This is a genomic window from Thermodesulfomicrobium sp. WS, assembly GCF_027925145.1.
Lineage (GTDB): Bacteria > Desulfobacterota > Desulfovibrionia > Desulfovibrionales > Desulfomicrobiaceae > Thermodesulfomicrobium.
In genome coordinates, this window is sequence record NZ_AP027130.1 from 662,532 (window position 1) to 684,395 (window position 21,864).

A 21,864-nucleotide genomic window follows, 5' to 3' on the forward strand; every position below is an offset into this window, starting at 1 on the left:
GGCGCACCGCTACGCGCTGTGCTTGCGGAGGAATCCAAGAAAGCGCGAGCGCAGCACCTCGCTCATGAGCGCCTGTTTGACCCCGGGCAGGCGCAGAAAGCCTCCGGTCAGCGCGCGCAGGAAGGCGTGATCCAAGCGTCTTGGATGGTCGAAGAGCAGGTGCTGGAGCGTTCCCCGCTCCAGGGATTGCAGCAGGATGCGCTCGAAGATGTCTTCGGGAAGCAGGGTGCGCTTGGGACGGGAGACCAAGTGGATGGCCTGGGCAGGACAGCGCAGGGCGCAGACGCCGCAGCCCAGGCAAAAGGCCTCGTGCAGGCGGGGAATTTCTCCGGGCGGTGCCGTGATGGCGTGCACCGGACACACCTGGGCGCAGCGGCCGCAGCGGCGGCAGCGGGCCTCGTCCACGGATGCCATGAGGCTCGAGGAGACGATGACCCCGGGATAGCCGCTTTCGCGCACTCCCCGCAGCAGATGGCAGCAGCACGCGCAGCAATGGCACAGAAACCCCGGCGCCTTACGCACATTGTCCGTGGAGAGGACGAGCCCAAGCTCTCGGGAGCGGGCAAGGAGCTCTTCCACAGCCTGCCGCGGCACCTCGCGGGCAAAGCCGCGGCGGATGAGAAAATCTGCGGTCTCTCCGAGGGACGTGCAGGTGGCAAGCCCTGCGGCGCATATCTTGCCGTCGGTGTGCAGTCGCTCATGGCGGCAGGCGCAGGTGCCGATGGCAAAGCGTTTGGCTTCGCGTACCATGGCGCTGGCGGATTCATGGTCCAGGATGGTGACCTGGGGCGCCTGGGTGCCGTCGTGCGGCAGGGCGCGCATGACGGATACCTGTTCTTGGCCTCCGAAATTGGCCTCGAGGAAGGCTTTTTCTCCGAGGAGATAGGCGTGGAAGGCCTCGGCCAATGGGCGGATGGGAAGCCCCTGGGGGGCGCGCATGAAGGTGAATTCGAAAAAGCCGATGACCATGGGGCTGAGCATATACTGGACCGTATCGCCGTCCCACAGGTCCATGACCAGACCTTTGGCGCAGAGCCCTTCGAGCAGGGGCCGAAGCTCGGCCTCGGTCCTTTGGGTGATGCGGGCGATACGCGCCAGGGACGACGGCCGGTGGGGCATGGCCACCACGAGTTCGGCCTCGGCCTCGGTGTAGAGCAGGGTGAGGATGCGGCGCAGGGTGGGCGTCCACGGCGTGCGCACCGAGGTTTGATCGAGTTTGCGCCCCAGGGCGCGGAAGATGTCTTTGGCGCTCGAGTGTCCCATAGGGGGCCTGGGGCAAGCCGCCGTGCCGCGCTTGCCGCATTTTTTTGGGTCAGCCCACGAACTTGAGCATGGAAAAGGCCGCGACCGCGTAGGTGAAGAGGGAGAGTTCGCGGCCGCGTCCGGTGAGCAGCTTGAGGGCGGTATACGACAGGATGCCGAACACGATGCCATCGGCGATGCTGTAGGTAAGCGGCATGGCGATGATGGCGAGAAAACCGGGGATGGCCTCGGTGGGGTCATCTAGGTCCATGTCCTTGATGGGCGAGAGCATGAAGAGCCCCACCAGGATCAGGGCCGGGGCGGTGGCCGCGCTGGGCACCATGAGAAAGAGCGGGGAGAGGAACAGGGCGAGGCAGAAGAGGGCCGCGGTGGTGAGCGCCGTGGCCCCGGTGCGGCCGCCTTCGGCAACGCCAGCGGCGCTTTCGATGTAGGTGGTCACGGTGGAGGTGCCGAGCAGTGCGCCCACGGTGGTGCCGATGGCGTCAGCGAGCAGCGCCTGCTTGGCCCGAGGCACCTGGCCTTCCGGGGTGAGCATGCCGGCCTTGGTGCAGACGCCCACCAGCGTGCCGATGGTGTCGAACATATCCACCAGCAGGAAGGTGAGGACCACCATGATGAGCTCGCCTGAGGCCAGGGCGGAAAAATCCATCTGCAGGGCGATGGGCGCAAGGGAAGCGGGGAGGGAAACGAGCTGCGAGCCGTGCCATTGGGTCACGCCCAGGGGGATGCCTATGAGGGTGGCGGCGAGGATCCCCAAAAGCAGGGCGCCCTTGACGCGCCAGGCAAGGAGCAGCCCGGTGAAGACAAGCCCCACAAGGGCCACCAAGGCCGGGCCTTGGGTGATGTCGCCCAAGGTGACCAAGGTGGCGTCGTGCTGCACCACGATGCCGGCGTTGTGCAGGCCGATGAAGGCGATGAAGAGCCCGATGCCCACGGAGAGGGCGCGTTTCAAGTTGAGGGGGATGCAGGCGATGATGGCCTCGCGGACATTGATGGCCGAGAGCACGATAAACAGGATCCCTTCCAGGAAGACCGCAGCCAGGGCCGTTTGCCACGAATACCCAAGGCCAAGCACCACCGAGTAGGCGAAAAAGGCGTTGAGTCCCATGCCCGGGGCCAGGGCGAAGGGCAGGCGGGCCATGAGCGCCATCACCAGGGTGGCGATGATGGACGAGACGGCCGTGGCCGTGAACAGGGCGTCCTTGGGCATGCCGGTGGCCGAGAGGATGGCGGGGTTGACGGCCAGAATATAGGCCATGGTCATGAAGGTCGTTGCCCCGGCGACGAGCTCGGTGCGCACCGTGGTGCCATGTTCAGCAAAGCGGAAAAAGCGTTCCATGGGGGTCTCCTGAGACGATTGGGGGTGTCCGTGGTGGTGCCTGGTGGAGTCCGTACGGCGGCTTGGCCTTCAGGGCAAGGCATGCGGCCTGGGGACCGATGGACGGCCGGCCTCAAGAAGCAGGCCGGTGCCCTTCGCCTTCAGGGCAGATGTCACGGCCCAAGTCTTGACAGGGGTGCGGGTTTGGCGGGAATTGGTCTGACCAATTTCGGCGCAGGAGATGATATATGCTGGAAATTTTTGCAGTCTATCTGGCGGTGGGTGCCGTGGCCGGGGTGTTGGCCGGGCTTTTTGGTATCGGCGGGGGGCTGGTCATCGTGCCCATGCTGGTAGTGTGCTTCACCTGGCAGGGGGTGGACGGGGCGATTATGATGCAGCTTGCTCTGGGGACCTCCATGGCCAGCATCATGTTTACCGCGGTTTCCAGCTTTATGGCCCACCATCGCCGGGGGGCGGTGGCCTGGGATGTCGTGCGGCGCATCTGTCTGGGGATCCTGGCGGGGACCTATGCGGGGACGTTCGTGGCCGCCGTGCTTCCCACCCGGGTGCTCAAGGTGGTGTTTGTGGTCTTTCTCGTTTTCGTGTGCTGGCAGATGCTTTCCGGCAAGCGGCCCAAGCCCACGCGCCAGATGCCCGGCCTGGCGGGGACGAGCCTGGCGGGGGTGGTCATCGGCGCGGTTTCGAGTCTGGTGGGTATTGGCGGCGGCACACTCTCGGTGCCGTTTATGGTGTGGCACAATATCCCGCTGCATCGGGCCATCGGTACGTCCGCGGCCATTGGGTTTCCCATCGCCGTTGCCGGCACCTTGGGCTACGTGGTGCATGGTTGGGGCGTGCCGGCCCTTCCGGAGTGGTGTCTTGGCTTCGTTTCGCTGCCGGCGCTTTTGGGCATTGTGCTGGCGAGCGTGTGTACCGCGCCGCTCGGGGTGCGGCTGGCCCACGCCTTGCCTGTGGATCGTCTGAAAAAGATCTTTGCCGTCCTGCTGCTCATGGTGGGCTTGCGGATGCTGTGGGGCGTGGTGGCATAGCCTTACCCCAGGGCGATCACGGTGAGCTGGCTGGGGGCCAGGCACGTCCCCGGGGTGTTGGCAAGGACCTCCATGGCATTGCATCCGGCGAGGCTGGTGAGGCGTTGGGCGGGTGGCCCTGCTACGAGGACATGCGGCTGCCTCTGCCATGAAGATTTGCGCAGAGCCCTGGGATTTGCCTATGGGCGACCGCTATGATTATCGGGTGAGTCCGCAGTTCTCGGATGTTCGTGCGGGACGCTTCCCAGGGGATGGGCGTGCACGTGGGCGTGGGGATGGAGCTGAAAGCCGTCGTGCATCCGTCCTGCCTCAAGGAGGAGAAAGCGGTCGCAGGTGGCTTCGAGAAAGTCCCAGTCATGGGAGATGACCAAACGAGCAGTGGGGAGCGCCTGGAGGATGGCGATGAGGCGCTCTCGGGTGGCAGGGTCCAGACCGGTGGTGGGCTCGTCGAGGAGCAGGAGTCTTGGCTGCATGGCCAGGACCCCGGCCAGGGCCACGAGGCGCATCTCGCCGCCGGAGAGGCGGTGGGTGAGACGCCCGGCAAAGTCCGAGAGCCCGAGCATGGCGAGGGTGGCTTCGGCGCGGCTTCGGGCCTCTTGGGGCGAGAGCCCGAGGTTCAGCGGGCCAAAGGCCACGTCGTCGAGCACCGTGGGATAGAAGAGCTGGTCTTCGGCGTTTTGCAGGGCAAAGCCTACGGCCTGGCGCAGGCGGCGAAATCCCTCCTCGGAGGTGACTTCTTCTCCGTCAAAGAGGATGCGGCCTGCGCTGGGGCGGGTAAGGCCGGTGAGCAGCCGCAGGAGTGTGGTCTTGCCGCTGCCGTTGGCGCCCACGAGACCCACGCGGTCCTGGGCGGTGAGGCGGAGATGGATGTGGTCGAGGAGCAGCGGCCGGCCAGGGTAGCCAAAAGAAAGGTCTTCGGTGGCGAGGATGGGTGTTGGCATGGGCGGCGTTGTGGCAGAAGGGGCTGGCCCTGGCAAGGCGTTCAGCGCCCAGGAAGGCCCCAGATATCCATGCAGGTGAGCGCAGCGCTGATGGCCGCTATGGTCAGGCCGAAGGCGACGTCCTGCCAGGAGGCGCGAAAGGTGGTGACGCTGGTGAGCGTTCCGGAAAATCCCCGAAGCAGCATGGCTTCATGGGCGCGTCCGGCATGATCCAGGGCCCGCACCACCACGAGTCCGAGCATGGTGGCAATGGTGCGGTAGGAGTGGGCGTCGGTGCGGGGGACAAAACCGCGCAGCCGGGCGGCGTCCTTGAGGCGGGTCCACACCTGATGGAGTAGGAACACCTGCCGGTAGGTGAACAGAAGCAGCATGGCCACTGGGGTGGGGACGCCCAGGCGGCACAGGGCATGGCCGAAGGTGGCCACGTGCATGGTGGCCACCAAGGCGATGAGGGCCAGGATCATGGCCAGCCCTTTGAGGGTGACGGCGGCGGCCAAATGGATGCCCGGCCAGGAGAGGTGCAGCGGCCCCCAGGCCCAGGCCGTGGGACCCGGCATGGTGAGGGGGATGGTGAGCCAGAGGAACCCGAAGAAGAGGCTCACCGAGGCCAGACGGCGCCCCAGGGGCCGTATGGGCGGGGCCGCGCCCATGACGAGGAGCAGGGCGACGCCCAGGGCTGCCGCCGCGGCCGCAAGCTGCTCCATGGCGGCGACGCTGGCGCTGAAGACCACCGCTGCAAGGATGCGGGCGCGGGGGTCGATGCGGTGCATAAGGCCCCGGCCATGGGCAAAGGGCTCATCCACGGCGGCGGCTCCCAAAGTAGGCGGCCACCCCAATGAGGCCGAAGATCCAGCCGATGCCGCCGAGGACATCCTGCAGCCGGGGGCCGCTGTCCTCCAGCAGGGCGCGGCGCAGCGGCGCCAGCTTGGCGTCGAGCTCGGCGCTCACGGCGGCGCGCACGATCGCCTCCAGCTCGGCCGGGTTGATCGTCTGCGTGGTCCCGGCGCTGGTCTGTGGTGCGGCCGCTACGGGGGGCGCATCGGCCTTGGCGGTGGATGGGGAGACGGCCGTCGGGGTCCCTCCAAACTCGGCAGGCTCCATGCGCCATTCGTTCTGGTGGCCTTCGCCGGCAAAGAGCACAAGACGCAGTCCATGCTGCCGCGCAGCTTCGGGCACGGGGAACCGGAACACGCCGGCGTCGGTGGTTGTCCCCTCCAGGAGCACGGCGTCGGTGGCGCCGTCGAGCACCTGGATGCGGCCTCCCATGACGGGTTTGGATTTACTGTAGGAACACTCCACCACGACCTCCTGGCCTTCCACCAAAGCAAAGATATTGACGCGGTGAGCAGGTGCCGCGGTGGCGCAAAGCAGCCACACCAGGCTGGCGATGACGATCCGCATGGTTTCCTCCTTTAGGGCGAGACGATACCGAAGGTTTCCGGCCGCACGCGGGCAAGGAAGCGCACCAGCAGGGCGGTGACCACTCCTTCGGCCACGGCCACGGGCAGGTGGGCCAGGAAAAGGATTTGGGCGGCGCGCAGAAACCCCTCGTCAGTGAAAGTGAGGGAAAGCGCCGTCAAAAGTCCGGCCCCAAGCACGCTCCCAAAGCCGCAGACAAACGCCGCCATGGCACGAGCTCGTCCTGGCCGAAGGATCCACGGCCGAGCGATCAGGCCCAGGAAGACCGCCGGGGCGGCCATGTTCCAGGTGTTGATCCCCAGCACCGTGAGGCCGCCGTACTGAAAGAAGAGCGCCTGCAAGACCAGCCCCATGAGGATGGCGGGAAAGGCCCCCCAGCCGAGGAGCATGCCCAACGCGCCGTTGAGGATCAAATGGGCGCTGGTGGGCCCGATGGGGACATGGATGAGGGAGGCTACGAAAAAGGCAGCGGCCATGAGCGCCATGAGCATCAGCTCCTCGTGGCGCAGACGCTTGAGGCCCATGGCGGTGCCGCCTGCGGTGAGCAGGGCGCCGCCCACCAGGATGGCGGGAGAAAGGACCCCTTCGGCGATGTGCATGGTAGGTGCTCCGTGGGGCGGCGGACCGCTCTTGGGCCGCCGCCCGGATGCGGGTTAGCGTTTCTGGGGTGCCACGAACTCGGCCCAGAGCACGGCGCCCTGCTCCACAGGTTTGGGCTTGCCGTCGTGGGCAATTTTCTCCTTGGCCGTGGTGAGGGCCGCAAAGCCCCACCAGCCCGGGAAAGGCACGGCATAGGTGAAGACGCCGTTCTTGTCCGCCTTGACCACCTGGGTCACCATGAGCTCATTGGGCGCTTCGTACGCCTTGTCTTGATTGTAGTGTTCGATCTCCACCGTGGCCCCGGGCACGGGCTTGCCATCCGCCAGCACCTGACCCTGGAAGACATTGCCGGCGTAGTTCCCGAAGGGCCGGGTGAGGGGCACGATCTCGGTCTTGAGCCCTGCGGGTTCGTCCCAGCCTTCTTCTTCCCCAAAGGCAGACACGTAGGTCTTGGTGTAGTGGACGATGTAGCTGTCTTCGGCAGGCTCGAAATACGGCGTGGGTTCGAGCACGAACTGGTACACCCCGGGCTTTTTGACGGCGTAGCTGACCTTCCACGCCTCTTTATCCATGACCGTGGTGGGGGTGAGCTGCGTGGTGAGGTCCTCGGCCTTGCCGCCGGCGATGACACGCACGGCTTTGGGCTTGGCCATGGTCATGCCCACCATTTCCATGGGATGGGAAAAGCTGATCTGGAGGTCTACGGTGGCCTGGTTTTTGTCTTCCACCACCGGGGTCGAGGGGATGACCATGCCGAAGTGCGCCAGAGCAGGAGAGGCGAGCGCCGTCAAGGCCGCGCCAAGGAGAAGAGAGCGAAGCTGCATGGAAGACTCCTTATGCGGTTGAAGGAAAAAAACGCTGCAAACCGGGGGAACTGTATGTTTTTGCGTAATACTTATCAAGGTTTGATAGCAAGAAAGTCTCTGGAATTTTTTTATTCGTCGTCTTTGCTGGGCTACGGGAGCGGGAGGGTGTTCGGGTCCGGGGGTTTGCTTCGGGTCGGTAAATTGACTTGCCCTTGGGGGTTCCGTAAGCGGTAGTGCCATTTGCGCGCAGCGCTGGTGAGATTTTCTTGAAGGAGACAGCCATGGCGGGAATCGTGGTGGTGGGCGCCCAATGGGGCGATGAAGGCAAGGGCAAGATCGTGGATCTGCTGACCGCTCAGGTGAGCGCCATCGTGCGCTTTCAGGGCGGCAACAACGCGGGTCATACGTTGGTGGTGGGGGGCGCAAAGACGGTGCTTCATCTCATCCCCTCGGGGATCCTGCACCCGGGCAAGCTCTGCCTCATTGGCAACGGCGTGGTCCTGGACCCCTTCGTGTTCTGCCAGGAGCTCGACAGCCTGGCCGCCTCGGGCGTGGATGTGAGCCCGTCCCGGCTGCGGGTGAGCCGCAAGGCCCATATCATCATGGAATACCACCGGCTCTTGGACGCCGCCCGGGAGGCCTTCAAGAGCGGCGCGGACAAGATCGGCACCACGGGCCGGGGGATTGGGCCGTGCTACGAAGACAAGGCCGCGCGCGTGGGCATCCGGGCCGCGGACTTGGCGGACGAGGCGCTTTTGCGCCGCAAGATCGAAAAGGCCTTGGTGGAGAAAAACGCTTTGTTGACTGGCCTTTACGGTCAGGATGCCGTGGACGCCGAGGCCGTGTGGCAGCGGCTTGTGCCTGTTGCCCGGCGTATCGTGCCCTATTTGGACGACGTCTCCGAGCAGGTGGCCGCCGCTCTCCCCCAAGGGGTGCTCTTTGAAGGCGCCCAGGGCACCCACCTCGACATCGATCACGGCACCTACCCCTTTGTCACGTCCTCCAACACCGTGGCGGGTAACGCCGCGGCCGGGGCGGGGTGCGCGCCGGCGGCCCTTTCCCGCATCATCGGCATCGTCAAGGCGTACACCACCCGCGTGGGCGCCGGTCCCTTCCCCACGGAGCTCACGGACACTGTGGGCGACCTGCTCCAGGCGCGTGGCCAGGAGTTCGGCGCCACCACCGGCCGCCGCCGCCGCTGTGGCTGGCTCGATGCCGTGGTGCTGCGGGAGTCGGTACGGGTCAATGGTCTTACCGAGATCGCCCTCACCAAGCTGGACGTGCTCTCCGGCATCGATCCGCTGCGCATTGCCGTGGCCTACCGGGCTGGCGGCCGCGAGGTGGCCTATCCGCCGCAAGGAGAGAACGCCCTGGCTACGGTGGAGCCGGTGTACGAGACCTTGCCCGGCTGGCGCGAAGACATCGCTGGCTGCCGCAGTTTCGCGGAGCTTCCTTTGGCGGCGCAGAACTACGTGCGCCGCATCGAAGCGCTGGCGGGGATCCCGGTGCGCCTTATCGCCGTGGGCCCGGATCGGGAGCAGACTATCACGGTGGCCTGAGGGAGCGGTGGACGTTTTCGCCGGAGTGCACACGCAGGAGCGGGTGGCGCGGATTCTGCGCCGCTTGGCGGCCCATGCGCCAGCGCTCGTGCTTTTGGAAGGGGGAAGTGCTTTTTCCCGCCGGCAGGTGGGGCTTTTTTGGGCTGCTGCCGTGCACTGTCGGGAGCTTGATCCCCCGTGCGGCGCGTGTGCCGCGTGTCGTGCTGTCATTCAGGATACCAGCCGCGACCTCGTGTGGTTGCGTGGCGAGGAGGGAGAGATCAAGGTGGCCGACGCCCGGGCTCTGCGCCAGATCGCTTGGGACCCGCCTGCGGCCGCACCCCGGCGGGTGGTGCTCGTCACCGAGGCCCAGGCCATGAATGTGGAGGCGCAAAATGCGCTCCTCAAAATCCTCGAAGAGCCGGGGCCGTCCACGGTGTTCTGTGTGACCGTGCCGCATCGGGACGTGCTCCTTTCCACCGTGGTCTCCCGTGCCTTTCCGCTGACCCTGGCCGCTGCTTCCTGGGAGCCTGCCGAGGAGGTGGCGGCGTGGGCCGCTTCCATGGCGGAGTTTGTGGCCACGGGCGGCGGGGATCTCCTTGCCCGCACCGGCGGTTTGGTGGACGCGGCCTTGGCGCAGGAAGTGGTGCTCGAGGTCTTGCGGGCGGTGCTCGCCACCATGCGCGGTGTCCCCTATGGGCAGTTGGCGGATGTCTTCACCCGCCGCATGGATGTGGTGACGGTGCGCGAGGCCCAGGTGCTGGCGGAAGATGCGCTCCAGCGCCTGCGTTTGGGAGTGAATCCGGCCTTGACCCTGGAGGCCCTGGCCGTTGGACTGTGGAGGCTGTGCGCATGAAGCGGGAAATCATCTTGGTGCAGCTGGCCGGCGAAGACCGGCCAGGTTTTTTTGCCGCCATCTTGGGAAGTATTGCGCAGTTCGGGGTGCGGGTGGTGGACATGTGCCAGTCGGTCATCCATGAGACCCTCTCCTTGGGCTTCGTGCTGGAAGTGCCGCCGGGGGCGGCCTCGGCCCCCATCCTCAAGGAGCTGCTCTTTTGCGCCCATGGCCTTGGGCTTTCGGCCAAGTTTACGCCCATCCCGGAGGACGCCTACGAGGAATGGGTGGCTGGTCAAGGCCGGCCCCGGCACATCGTCACCTTGCTCGGTCGCTCGCTCACCGCCCAGCACCTGGCACAGTTAGGCCAGCTGCTCGCCCAGCAGGGGCTCTCCATCGACACCGTCACCCGGCTTTCGGAGCGGGTTTCCCTGGCCCGGCCGTCGGCCTCCCCCCGGGCATGCCTGGAGTTTTCCGTGCGCGGCACGCCTCAGGACCGCTTTGCCATGCGCGCCGCCTTGCTGGAGTTTTCCCGCGACCTGGGCGTGGACGTGGCCTTTCAGGAGGACTCGGTCTTTCGCCGCATCCGCCGCTTGGTGTGCTTTGACATGGACTCCACCCTCATCGAGGCCGAAGTCATCGACGAGTTGGCCGCCCGGGCCGGTGTGGGGCCGCAGGTGGCGGCCATCACCGAGGCGGCCATGCGCGGGGAACTGGACTTTCGCCAAAGCCTTACCGAGCGGGTGCGGCTCTTGGCCGGGCTGCCGGAGTCGGTGCTCGCGCAGGTGGCCGCGTCCCTGCGGCTTACCGAAGGGGCCGAGCGCTTGGTGCGTACCGTGAAAGCCCTGGGCTACAAGGTGGCCATCCTGTCGGGAGGGTTCACCTACTTTGGCCGGGTGCTTCAGGAGCGTTTGGGCATCGATTTCGTCCACGCCAATGTCTTGGAGGTGAAGGACGGCCGCCTCACCGGGCGCTTGGTAGGGGATATCGTGGACGGCCCGGGCAAGGCGGCGCGCCTGCGGGCCATTGCCGCGGCTGAGGGCATTTCCCTGGATCAGGTCATTGCCGTGGGCGACGGTGCCAATGACCTGCCCATGCTGCAGATCGCCGGTCTGGGCATCGCCTTCCACGCCAAGCCCGTGGTGCGGGAAGGGGCCAGCCAGGCCATCTCCAACCTGGGCCTCGACGGCGTGCTCTACCTTTTGGGCCTGCGTGACCGGGAGATGGCGGCCCTGGAGGGCATGATGCAGCGCGCCCAGGAGGCGCATCGATGATCCATCGCACCTTGGCCGAGGCCGTGGCCGACCTGGAGGCAGCGGGAGAACTGATCCGCCTGGACGTGCCGGTGGACCCGCATCTGGAGGCCGGGGTCATCCAGCGCCGCCTCTACGCCGCCGGAGGGCCGGCGGTGCTCATGACCCGGGTGCGGGGGACGCGCTTTCCCATGCTGGCCAATCTCTTTGGCTCCCGCCGGCGCATCCGCTACCTTTTTCGCTCCACCTTGCGCCTGGTGGAGGCCATGCTCACGGCCAAGGCCGACCCTATGACCTTTGTGCGCTCGCCGCGCTTGTGGCCCAAGGCCCTGCGGGCCGCGATCTGCACCCAGCCCCGCTGGGTGCAGCAAGGGCCGGTGCAGGCGCACTCCTGCCGGCTCTCGGATCTCCCGCAGCTCGTGTCCTGGCCCAAGGACGGCGGCGCCTACGTCACCCTGCCGCAGGTGTACTCCGAAGACCCGGGCCGGCCCGGGCTTTGGGGGTCCAATATCGGCATGTACCGGGTGCAGATTTCCGGCGGCGCCCTGGAACCGGACGCCGAGGCCGGGCTGCACTACCAGATCCACCGCGGCATCGGCCCGCACCATGCCCGGGCTCTGGCCTTGGGCCGGCCGTTTCCGGTGAGCGTGTGGGTGGGGGGGCCGCCGGCCTTGACCCTGGCGGCGGTAATGCCCCTTCCCGAAGGCATGCCCGAGATCCTCTTTGCCGGGGCCCTGGCTGGCCACCGGCTGCCGCTGGTGCGCGGCGTCAACGGCCTGCCTGTGCCGGCGCAGGCGGATTTTTGCATCATGGGCGAGGTGCCTGCGGGACTGCTCAAGCCCGAGGGGCCCTTTGGCGACCATCTGGGCTACTACAGCCTGGCCCACCCCTTCCCGGTGCTGCGGGTGTACCGCGTCTGGCACCGGCCGGACGCCATCTGGCCCTTTACCACCGTGGGGCGGCCGCCCCAGGAAGACACCGAGTTCGGGGCCTTCATCCACGAGCTTACCGGTGCGCTCGTGCCCCGGGTCTTTCCCGGGGTACACGAGGTGCACGCCGTGGACGCCGCCGGGGTGCACCCCCTGCTTTTGGCCATCGGCAGCGAGCGCTACGTGCCCTATGCCGGAGAGCGCATGCCCCAGGAGCTCCTCACCAACGGCATGGCCCTTTTGGGCGCCACCCAGACGTCGCTTTCCAAGTACGTGCTCCTCGCCGCCCGCGAGGACGACGCGGAGCTGTCCTGCCACGACGTGCCGCGGTTTTTCGCCCACGTGCTCTGCCGGTTGGATTTGTCCCGGGACCTCCACTTCATCACCCGCACCACCATGGACACCCTGGATTACTCGGGCATCAGCCTCAATCAGGGCTCCAAGGTGCTCTGGGCCGCGGCCGGGCGCCCCAAACGCGTCCTTGCTTCGGCCTTGCCCGCGCTGGGGGCGCTCCCCGCAGGCTTTGGACCGGTGCGGCTCTTTGCCCCAGGCATTGCGGTGCTGGGGGGCCCTGCCCATGCCCAGCCCCGGGACACCCAGGACCCGGCCATGGAGGAGCTGTGCCGCCATCTTGCGGCCGTTGACGTCTCGGGCCTTCCCCTGATTGTGGTGGTGGACGACGTGGACTTTGCCTGCCGCCATTGGGACAACTTCCTGTGGGTGACCTTTACCCGCTCCGACCCGGCCACGGACACCTATGGCGTAGACGCCCAGATGCACGGCAAGCATTGGGGATGCCGGGCCATGGTCATCGACGCCCGGCTCAAGACCTACCATGCCCCGCCCTTGGAAATGGACCCGGAGGTGGAAAAACGCGTGGACGCCCTTGCAGCCCCGGGCGGCCCGCTGTATGGCCGCATCTAGAATCCGGACTGTCGTTCTCTACCCTGCAAGGAGGCCCCTTATGCAGACCAAGATCGTGGCCACCCTCGGTCCCGCGTCCCTGGAACCTGGTGTATTGCGTGCCATGGTGCACCATGGTGTGCGCATCTTTCGCCTCAATTTTTCCCACGCCGATGCCGCCCATTTTGGCCCGGTGATCCAAAAGATCCGCGCCGTGGAGGCGGAGACCGGGGTGCTGCTCACGGTCATGGGGGACTTGTGCGGTCCCAAGATCCGCATCGGCGAGGTGGCGGGCTCTCCCTTGCAGATCCGCAAAGGCGCCTACGTGTGCTTGGGCGCTCCGGGGGAGAAGCCGCAAGAGACGGACATCTTCATCAGCCTCGAGGCGGTGCAGCTTCTCGAAGGTCTTGGCGAAGGCATGCCCGTGTCTTTGTCCGACGGCATGCTCCAGTTCCGGGTGGTCAAGGTCTTGAAGCCGGACCGGCTCTTCCTCTTGGAGGCGCAAAACGGCGGGATGCTCACCTCCAACAAAGGCATCGCCTTTCCCGGAAAAAGCCTGCGCGTGGCCGCACTCACGGACAAGGACCGCCGAGACCTGCACGAGGGGCTGGACATCGGCCTGGACGCTGTCGCCCTGTCCTTTGTGCAGAGTCGTGACGACATCGATGACATCAAGGCGGAGATCGCCCGGCATGGCACCTGGATCCCGGTGGTGGCCAAGGTGGAGCGCCGCAACGCCGTGGACGACATCGACGCCATCGTGGATGCCGCGGACGCCATCATGGTGGCCCGGGGTGATCTGGGCCTGGAATGCAGTCCGGCGGAGCTGCCCATCATCCAGAAAAAGCTCCTTCGCGCCTGCCGCCACGCCCAGAAACCGGCCATCGTCGCCACCCAGATGCTCCTTTCCATGGTGAAGAACCCCGTGCCCACCCGGGCCGAGGCTACGGACGTGGCCAATGCCATGCTCGACGGCGCAGATTGCGTCATGCTCTCGGAAGAGACCGCCATCGGTTCCTACCCGGTGGAGGCCGTACGCTTCATCCAGGAGATCGCCCAGTACGCCGAGCCTTACTACCTGGAGCGCATCGGCGGCCCCTACCGGCCCAAGGAAGAGAAGAACCCGCCCAAGTTCATCGCCTATTCCGCCTGTCTGATCGCCGACAACGCCGAGAGCGTTGCCATCGTCTGCCATTCCACCACCGGCGCCACGGCGCGGTACATCTCCAGCCGTCGGCCGCGCCAGCCCATCTACGGCATGACCACCGACGCCCGGGTGCTGCGCTGGCTCAACTTTTTCTGGGGCGTGACTCCGGTGATGAGCGATGCCTCCATCCCCAGCCACCAGAAGCGGGCGGAGCGGTTCGTGCAGTCTTTTGCGGGCTTCCGCCATGGCGAGAGTGTGGTCATCGCCAGCGGCCAGGCCACTCCGGGCATGCCGGCGGTCATGACCAATGAGATCAAGGTGTACTCCAAGTAGCTTGGGAAATAAGGAGGAGAAGATGGTGCGCATTTCGTGGGGGATGATTTTGGTTGCAGTCACGGCCCTGGCCGCGGGTCTGGGGATGTGGATCCCTGCCCCGTGGGGGGGCTTGCCCCATTGGTGCTGGCTCTCGTGGCGGTGGCCGTCCTGTGGTGGGAGCGGGGCCGCAGCGGCCCAGCGGCCCGGCAGGCAGACGGAGACGAAGACGGCGAACTGGCGGCCATGGGCCAGACGCTCCATGCCGTCGCCACCGGACGCTTCCATCATGCGCTGGAATTCTCCGGCCGCATCGCGCAGGTGATCCAGAAACCCATCAATGCCCTTCTGGCCTTTGTGGTCGGACTCATCGGTTCGGTGGACGGACAAAACCGCATCCTCGGGGAAGTGCAGCAGTTCTTGAGGAACTTGAACGAGCGTCTGCAAGACCAGCTCTCCCGCACCGCGACCATGGCCAAGGACGTGCAGGGCGCGGCCACCCAATCCCTGCACGATGCCGAGACCATCTACCAGTCCATGGAGGACATGTCCGTGGCCACCACGGAGATCGCGACCTCGGTGGCCAAGACCGCCCAGAAGACTGCCGAGGCCCGGGAGCAGGCCGAGAGCGCCGCGGCCTCCATCGCCAAGCTCAGCGAGAGCTCGCGCAACATCGGCGACGTAAGCCAGGTGATCCGCGCCATTGCGTCGCAGACCAATTTGCTTGCCTTGAACGCCACCATCGAGGCCGCCCGCGCCGGCGAGGCGGGCCGCGGTTTTGCCGTGGTGGCCAACGAGGTCAAGGAACTGGCCCGCCAGACCGCTGAGGCCACGGAAAAGATCACTGCCCTCATCGAAGGTATCCAGGCCGATGTGGCCGGGGCCATTGCCCAGGTGCAGGGCATCACCGGGGCCGTGGCCGAGGTGAACGAGCTCGCCACCACCATCGCCAGCGCCACGGAAGAGCAGACCGCCACCATGGCCGAAATCACGAACAACGTGCGCCGCACCAAGGAAGCGGCCACGGTGGTGAAAGAGCGTGCCGACGCCCTCATGGCCTCTACCGAAGACTTCGCCGCCATCGCACCGCAGGTCTCCATCGCCAGCGAGGCCACCAGCCGTATCGTCAAATCCAACGCCGTGGTCCTTTCCAAGGTGGGGGCGAGCCCGGGGCTGGCGAGCCGTCTCGAGGCGCATCTTGCCCCTGCGGCCCGCCTCAAGAGCGTCCTGTTCAAGCACATCGGCTGGGGCAACGAGGTCATCAAGGCCATCGTGACCGGTGTCCCGCCCGAGGTGGAGATGGATCCCAAAAAATGCGCCTTGGGCAAGTTTCTGGAGACCTACCAGCCGCAGAGGCCTGAGGCCCGGCGCATCCTGGAGCAGCTGCATCCCCTGCACGACAAGCTCCATGCCTCGGCTGGTCTGGTGCGGCAGGCCACGGCCGAAGGGCGAAGCGCGGTCGAGATCATGCGCCTTTTCACCCAGGACATCTCGCCCATCCTCAGCCAGGTGCTCGAGCTGCTCTCGCAATGGATCACCGTGGAGGAAGGCGGGGCGATGCACAGCGGCGAGTTCATGCCGTGGACCAAGGACCTCGAGCTCGGCATCCCCAGCATTGACGAGCAGCACCAAAAGCTCGTGGCCATGGTCAACCGGCTGCACCGTTCGTTGGAGCGCAGCGATACCGCCGCCGCTGGCCGGGTGCTCCAGGAACTCATCGAGTACACGGGCTATCACTTCGGCACGGAAGAGAAGTTCTTCGACCAGTACGGCTACCCCGAAACCGATGCCCACAAGACCATCCACAAGAAGCTCGTGGACAAGGTCCTGGCCTTCAAGCGCAAGTTCGATGCCGGCGAAGAGTTTCTGTCCCAGGAACTGCTCAACTTCCTCAAGGACTGGCTCATCAACCACATCGGATTTACCGACCGCAAGTATGCGCCGTTCTTGCAGAGCAAGGGAGTCCGATAGGCTTTTGCCAGACGTGCCGCCGCGGGGCGCCGCAGTCTTGCCAAAGGCCGGCGCGTCTGGGTGAGCGCGTCTTCGGTCCGGTTCTCATGCCAACGCCCCCATTTCGGGGGCGTTGGTCGTGGAGGGGGCCTGAAGGCGGCCGAGGTTCAGCGTTGGCTGCCCCAGTCCAGGGGAGATTGCCAGGCGTGACGTAGGGTGGAGAGCGTCGCCTGGGCAAGGAGGGTGCCGGCGTGGGTGAGGCGCAGCGTGGGTTCGGCGCACGTCTCTCCGATGCGGGCGGCGTCTGCGCCCATGAGGGCCTCAAAGGCGTGGGTGCGGTCTTGGGGCACACTCACCACCAGGCGGCTTGGGCTTTCGCTGTAGAGGACTTCTTCGGGGTGCTGGCAGCCGCGCGCCGGGATGGCGGAGACGTCCACCACCGCGCCCAGTGCCCCGCCCAAGGCCATTTCCGCCACCGTGACCGCGATGCCGCCGTCGGAGACGTCGTGGCAGGCGGAGATGAGCCCCTCGCAGATGGCGGCATAGAGGCGCTGGTAGCGCTGCCGGGCCGAGAGGGCGTCCACGTGGGGGATGGCGCCGGAAATCCCCAGGGCCTGGGCGTACTCCGAGCCCCCGAGATCGCCGTGGGTCATGCCCAGTACGTAGAGGGCCTCGCCGGACTTTTTGAAGTCCGCGGACACGGCCAGGGTCACGTCCGGCATGATGCCGAGCACGGTAAAGAGCACCGTGGGCGGGATGGAGATCTTGACGCCGCCGCCCAGGTAGTCGTTTTTCATGGAGTCCTTGCCGGAGATGCACGGCACCCCGAAGGCGTGGCAGAAGTGGGACAGGGCCCGGGCCGAGCGTACGAGCTGGGCGAGCTTGAAGGCGCCGTCGGGGTTTTTGTCCGAGGCGATGGGGTCGCACCAGCAGAAGTTGTCCACCCCCACCAGTTGGTCGGGGTCCGCGCCCACGGCCACGGCGTTGCGGATGGCCTCGTCCATGGCGTTGGCGGTCATCCAATAGGTGTCGAGGTCGCTCAGCTTGGGGCAGATGCCGCAGGCGAGGACCGCCCCGCGCAGGCTGTCCAGCCGCGGCCGCAGCACTGCGGCGTCCGTGGGGCCGCCCGCTCCCATGAGGGGTTTGATGACGCTGCCGCCCTGCACTTCGTGGTCGTATTGGCGGATGACGTATTCCCGCGAGCAGATATTGAGGCGGCCGAGCATGGCGAGCAAAAAGTCGGTGCCGTTTTCCACCCGCGGCCGGGAGGTGGCGGCTGCGGCCGCCGGCGGGGTCCAAACGGCGGAAAGCTCCATCTGCGGGGTGCCGCGGTGCAGGAAGTCCATGTCCAGGGCCGCCACCACGCGCTCCCCGTGGCGCACGAGCAAGACGCCGGAGTCGGTGAATGCCCCCAGGTCCGTGGCCTCCACGTCCATTTCCCGGGCCAGGTCCAAGAAAGCGCCGAGCTTGTGCGGCGGCACGGCCACGGTCATACGCTCCTGGGCCTCGGAGACGAAGATCTCCCACGGCGCAAGCCCCGGATACTTGAGGGGGGCGCGCGCCAGGTCCAGATCGCAGCCGCCGGTGTCCTGGGCCATCTCGCCCACGGAGGAAGAAAGGCCGCCGGCGCCGTTGTCGGTGATGGCGTTGTAGAGCCCCTGGTTTCGGGCGCGCATGAGAAAGTCGTACATCTTGCGCTGGGTGATGGGGTCGCCGATCTGTACTGCCGTGGCCGGAGATCCTTCGTGAAGCTCTTCCGAGGAGAAGGTGGCGCCGTGGATGCCGTCTTTGCCGATGCGGCCGCCCACCATGACGATGCGGTCGCCCACCTGGGCCTTTTTCTCGTGGCTGGCTCGGCCGGCCACGGTGGCCGGCATCTTGCCCACGGTGCCGCAGAAGACCAAGGGTTTGCCGAGGAAGCGTTCGTGGAAGACGATGGCGCCGTTGACCGTGGGCACGCCGCTCTTGTTGCCGCCGTGCTCCACCCCTTCGCGCACGCCTTCGAAGATGCGGCGCGGGTGCAAGAGCCGCGGCGGCAGCTCGCCGTCGTAAAAAGGCGAGGCAAAACAGAATACATCGGTGTTGCACACCAACTCCGCCCCCATGCCGGTGCCCATGGGGTCGCGGTTGACGCCCACGATGCCGGTGAGCGCCCCGCCGTAGGGGTCCAGGGCCGAGGGGCTGTTGTGCGTCTCCACCTTGATGCAGAGGTTGGTCTCGGCGTCGAAGCGGATGACGCCGGCGTTGTCCTTGAAGACCGACAGACACAGGTCGTCCGCCCCACGCAGGGCGCGCAGGCGGGCGGTGGTGGCCTGGATGCAGGTCTTGTAGAGGCTGTCGATGGTGCTTGCATGCCCGGTGGCCGTATCGCGGTAGTGGATGCGGGCGCTGAAAATCTTGTGCTTGCAATGCTCGGACCAGGTTTGGGCCAGACATTCCAACTCGGCGTCGGTGGGCGCCGGGCCCAGGCCATGGCGGCTGCGGCGGGCAGCCACCTGCGGGTCCGCGAAATAGGCGCGGATGGCCTGCATCTCGGCAAGGCTCAAGGCCAGGGTGCGGGCGCGGCTCAGTTCCACAAGCCCCGCGTCATCCAAGGAGGCAAGTTCCATGATCTCCACCGCGGCCGATGCCGTGGCCGCCACCACCGCCATCTGCGGGGCAAATCCCGGTTCCTGTTCCCATTCCTGGCGGCTTTTGATGCGCAGGCGCTGGATGAGCTCGTTGGCCAAGAGGTCCCGGCCGATGTGCTCCACCTGCGCCCGGGAGAGTGTGCCGAAAATGCGGTACTGGGTGGCGGTGGAGACCTGGACGCCGTCCACCCCCAAGGCCAGGGACAAGGTCTCCCGGGCGGTGCGGCCTTCGTTGTCCGTCACGCCGGGGCGAAAACCTACCTCCAGCGCCCAGTCCGGGGTCGGCCCCAGGGGGGTGAGGGAGGCGGTATGGAGCACCGGATCATGGAGCAGGGCGGCATCACAGGCCGCGGTGGCCGCCTCGGCACTGAGGCCGTCGATGGTGTAGACCTTCACCAGGCGTACGGCATCCACCGCGAGTCCCAGTTCGGTGCGGATCTTGTGCGCCACCCGGGCGCCTTGGGTATCGGGCAGGTCGGCGCGGGTGCCGACTTCCATGCGAACGATCATGCGAAACTCCTTGGTGGCTCTGGAGGGGCAAGAAAGACGAAGGCGTTCCCGCCCCCTTGTTTGGCTTGATAATTGGCGGCGTCGGCGCGGGAGATGAGGGACTGCACCGAGTCGTTTGGGGCAAGCAGGGTGGCGCCGATGCTCAGGGTGCACTCCGAGGTGATGGCCGCCACCTGTTTTTGGATGCGGGAGGCAAGGAGGGAGAGCCCTTCGGCCGATGCCTCGGCGCAGAGCACCAGGAATTCGTCTCCGCCGAAGCGGAAGGGATAGTCCATGCCTTTGCGGAGATTTTCGCGCAGCACGGCGCCGATGCCGGCAAGGAGCTCGTCCCCGGCGCTATGGCCGTGGCGGTCGTTGTACTGTTTGAAGCGGTCCACGTCGAAGAAGAGCACTCCCAGGGGTTTGCCCGTGCGTTGGCTGCGGTCTATTTCCCGTTCGGTGATGCTGGTGAGGTGGTGGCGGTTGAAGACGCGGGTGAGGGCATCGAGCAGGGCCTGGTCCTTGATGGCGCGCTCCAGGCGGCGCACCGCGGTCATGTCCCGGCCCACGAGCACGGCGTGGTAGCGGGGCGACTGCACCCGGATGCCCAAGAGCTCCAGCACGAACTCGCGGTTGCTCAACGCAGTGCGCACTTCCACGGGTTCGCGGCGGTCGAGAAGGGCGCTTAAGTCCCAATGCGGGTCGAGGGGGTTCATGGACGTGCCCAAGTCCAGGATGTTGCGGCCCACCAAAGCCTGGGCGTAGGGCTTGGACACGAAGCCGATGACCCCGGTCTCGTCGATGGTCATGACGATATCGGGCATGACGCGCAGAAGCCCTGCGAGAAAGTCGCGCTGTTCCACGGCCTCGAAGCCGTGGAAATGTACGGCGGAAAGGTCCTGGACGAGGAGCAGGATACGCCGGGGGCCGTTTTCCTGGCTCGCCATGCGGTAGGCGCTGACGCTGATGCAGGGCGCGGATTCCGCCATCTGGGGGTCCAGGGGGCAAAAGGCCGTGCAATGGCAGTCCTGCGCAGGGGTGTCCAGAAAATGGCGCCACTCCTCCACCTGCACCGGGTGCGGCAGCAGGGTGATGAGGTCGGTGAGCAGGGCGTCTTGGGGTGCGGCCGTGGTGAGGTAGCGGTTGAGCGCCGTGTTGGCGGCGATGAGGCGGCCGCTGCCATCGAACAGGGCCACGCCCACGGGCAGGCTCTCCAAGAGGGCGGCCTTGGCGCGTTGGGGGGCCTGATAGGTGAGATAGCGGCGGTAACTGGCAGCGGCCAGACGGGCGTAGAGCTCGGCGGCGGCGGATTTTTCCCCGCAGTCGGGCTGGGAGAGGCGTAGTTCTCCCAGGGGCTCGTCGTGGTCCGTCATGAGGATGGGGGTGAGGCTTGCCGGAAGGGGCATGGTGGCAAGCAGGTTGCCTCGGCCGAGAAAGGTCGCTCCCATGGGAGTGAGGGCGAAGCGCTGCCACCCCGGCACTTCCGGGTCGCGCAGGATCACTTCCGCGGTCTGGCAGCCCCAATTCCAGCGGACGTGGCGGCCCATGACCGTGGCCACGGCGGATACGTCCCCGGTGACGGCCTCGATCTCCCGCGCCTGGGCAAAAAAATCCTGGATATCGTCCACGGCGTAAGGCTTGAAGGACCATGTCTGGCGCCAGTCGACGCGCATCACCGTGCACATGGCATCGAAGCGCTCGCTCACGGTGGCCCGAAGTGTCTCCAGGGTCGCTGCGTCCAGACCGATGGCGCGCTTGATGAGCAGGTGCACCTGGCCAAGGGCCTCGGGCTTGGGGTGGGGGGCGAATTCCGCCTCTGCCCAGGCGGTGGCCAGGATGACCAGCTGGGTGAGCGGCGGGTGTTCCAGGACCCCGGCGAGATCGTGGTGGTGCTGCACCGCCTCGATGACCGGGCGCGGCAGATTCCAGAATTCGAGAAGTTCGGCGGTGAGCGCTTGGTGCTCCATGGCCTCCGGCAGTCCCGGGCCCACCAAGTCCGCGGGGGCGCCTTGAGGCAGACGGCCGGCCACGGTGAGGATGAGGATGGCCATGTCTTTGAGCAGCGTGGCCAGATAGGCTTCTTGCACCAGCGAGGCATGGGCGTGCTGGGCCATGGCCTCGGCAGCCAGCGCCCCCCAGACGATGGTCCGCCACACCAGGTTGGGGTCGAAGCCGTGCTCCAGGAGGATCACCCCGAGCCCCCGGTGCAGGGAGATGGTGAGCGCGATGCGCAGCAGTTCTTGCCGTCCGAGCACCACCACCGCACGGCGCAAGTCCACGATACGCTGGGTCTGCCCATAGACCGGCGAATTGACCAGGGCGAGCACGGTCCCGGCCAGGGCCGGGTCCGCCCGGAGGGTGTCGGCGACGGCGGCGGCGTCGGATTGGGGATCGACGATGATGGACAACAGCTTGGCCGCTATTGGAGAAAAGGAGGCCCGCAGACTCTCGCGCAAGGCTTGGGACAGTGGGGTGCGCATGG

Annotated in this window: 16 protein-coding genes; 7 read left to right on the top strand and 9 right to left on the bottom strand. The window is 66.5% G+C overall.

Annotation, left to right across the window (positions count from 1 at the left end; all coding sequences use genetic code 11):
- Positions 1 to 9 precede the first annotated feature (9 nt).
- Both QMF81_RS03230 and QMF81_RS03235 read right to left on the bottom strand, forming a co-directional pair.
- Entirely contained in the window at positions 10 to 1,263 is a 1,254-nt protein-coding gene (locus tag QMF81_RS03230; RefSeq protein ID WP_281751969.1) for a 4Fe-4S binding protein, read from the bottom strand.
- 49 nt (positions 1,264 to 1,312) lie between these two features.
- Positions 1,313 to 2,602 (bottom strand): NCS2 family permease, encoded by a 1,290-nt coding sequence (locus QMF81_RS03235; protein ID WP_281751971.1) that lies wholly within the window; start codon positions 2,600 to 2,602, stop codon positions 1,313 to 1,315.
- Between the two features lie 227 nt (positions 2,603 to 2,829).
- On the opposite strand from QMF81_RS03235, the gene QMF81_RS03240 reads away from it, so the two are divergent.
- A complete protein-coding gene (locus QMF81_RS03240) occupies positions 2,830 to 3,630 on the top strand; it encodes a sulfite exporter TauE/SafE family protein (RefSeq protein ID WP_281751973.1) in 801 nt (266 codons plus the stop codon).
- A 179-nt stretch (positions 3,631 to 3,809) separates the two neighbouring features.
- On the opposite strand, the gene QMF81_RS03245 is transcribed toward QMF81_RS03240, so the two are convergent.
- The 5 genes from QMF81_RS03245 to QMF81_RS03265 are packed head-to-tail and all read right to left on the bottom strand — an operon-like array spanning position 3,810 to position 7,414.
- A complete protein-coding gene (locus QMF81_RS03245) occupies positions 3,810 to 4,571 on the bottom strand; it encodes an ABC transporter ATP-binding protein (protein WP_281751975.1) in 762 nt (253 codons plus the stop codon).
- Positions 4,572 to 4,612: 41 nt separating this feature from the next.
- On the bottom strand, positions 4,613 to 5,374 hold the full coding sequence (gene cbiQ / locus QMF81_RS03250) for a cobalt ECF transporter T component CbiQ (protein ID WP_281751976.1): 762 nt from the start codon (positions 5,372 to 5,374) through the stop codon (positions 4,613 to 4,615).
- Positions 5,367 to 5,972 carry a cobalamin biosynthesis protein CbiL gene (locus QMF81_RS03255; RefSeq protein WP_281751978.1) on the bottom strand — a complete coding sequence of 202 codons (606 nt, stop codon included), beginning with the start codon at positions 5,970 to 5,972 and terminating at the stop codon, positions 5,367 to 5,369. The genes cbiQ and QMF81_RS03255 overlap by 8 nt, the downstream gene beginning before the upstream one ends.
- A gap of 11 nt (positions 5,973 to 5,983) precedes the next feature.
- Complete coding sequence (gene cbiM, locus QMF81_RS03260; RefSeq protein ID WP_281751980.1) at positions 5,984 to 6,589, bottom strand: cobalt transporter CbiM; 606 nt, start codon at positions 6,587 to 6,589, stop codon at positions 5,984 to 5,986.
- A gap of 54 nt (positions 6,590 to 6,643) precedes the next feature.
- Positions 6,644 to 7,414, bottom strand: a complete 771-nt coding sequence (locus tag QMF81_RS03265) for a DUF4198 domain-containing protein (protein WP_281751982.1) — start codon at positions 7,412 to 7,414, stop codon at positions 6,644 to 6,646.
- A 263-nt stretch (positions 7,415 to 7,677) separates the two neighbouring features.
- Between QMF81_RS03265 and QMF81_RS03270 the strand changes: the two genes are divergently transcribed.
- The 6 genes from QMF81_RS03270 to QMF81_RS03295 all read left to right on the top strand — a co-directional run bounded on the left by QMF81_RS03270 (position 7,678) and on the right by QMF81_RS03295 (position 16,284).
- Positions 7,678 to 8,955, top strand: coding sequence for an adenylosuccinate synthase (locus QMF81_RS03270; RefSeq protein ID WP_281751984.1), 1,278 nt, complete (start codon positions 7,678 to 7,680; stop codon positions 8,953 to 8,955).
- Positions 8,956 to 8,962: 7 nt separating this feature from the next.
- Positions 8,963 to 9,790, top strand: a complete 828-nt coding sequence (locus tag QMF81_RS03275) for a DNA polymerase III subunit delta (protein WP_281751986.1) — start codon at positions 8,963 to 8,965, stop codon at positions 9,788 to 9,790.
- A complete protein-coding gene (serB, locus tag QMF81_RS03280) occupies positions 9,787 to 11,043 on the top strand; it encodes a phosphoserine phosphatase SerB (RefSeq protein WP_281751988.1) in 1,257 nt (418 codons plus the stop codon). The genes QMF81_RS03275 and serB overlap by 4 nt, the downstream gene beginning before the upstream one ends.
- Complete coding sequence (locus QMF81_RS03285; protein ID WP_281751991.1) at positions 11,040 to 12,875, top strand: UbiD family decarboxylase; 1,836 nt, start codon at positions 11,040 to 11,042, stop codon at positions 12,873 to 12,875. The genes serB and QMF81_RS03285 overlap by 4 nt, the downstream gene beginning before the upstream one ends.
- Before the next feature lie 40 nt (positions 12,876 to 12,915).
- On the top strand, positions 12,916 to 14,334 hold the full coding sequence (gene pyk / locus QMF81_RS03290; protein ID WP_281751993.1) for a pyruvate kinase: 1,419 nt from the start codon (positions 12,916 to 12,918) through the stop codon (positions 14,332 to 14,334).
- Positions 14,335 to 14,421: 87 nt separating this feature from the next.
- The gene (locus tag QMF81_RS03295; RefSeq protein ID WP_281751995.1) at positions 14,422 to 16,284 is read left to right on the top strand and encodes a bacteriohemerythrin; all 1,863 of its coding nucleotides are present in this window, start codon (positions 14,422 to 14,424) and stop codon (positions 16,282 to 16,284) included.
- 146 nt (positions 16,285 to 16,430) lie between these two features.
- Here the strand turns inward: QMF81_RS03295 and QMF81_RS03300 are convergent, their stop codons facing one another.
- Together QMF81_RS03300 and QMF81_RS03305 are read right to left on the bottom strand one after the other, a co-directional pair.
- Positions 16,431 to 19,403 carry an AIR synthase-related protein gene (locus QMF81_RS03300; RefSeq protein ID WP_281751997.1) on the bottom strand — a complete coding sequence of 991 codons (2,973 nt, stop codon included), beginning with the start codon at positions 19,401 to 19,403 and terminating at the stop codon, positions 16,431 to 16,433.
- Positions 19,400 to 21,862 carry a GGDEF domain-containing protein gene (locus tag QMF81_RS03305; protein ID WP_281751999.1) on the bottom strand — a complete coding sequence of 821 codons (2,463 nt, stop codon included), beginning with the start codon at positions 21,860 to 21,862 and terminating at the stop codon, positions 19,400 to 19,402. Before QMF81_RS03305 ends, QMF81_RS03300 begins: the two co-directional genes overlap by 4 nt.
- Between the last annotated feature and the right edge of the window lie 2 nt (positions 21,863 to 21,864).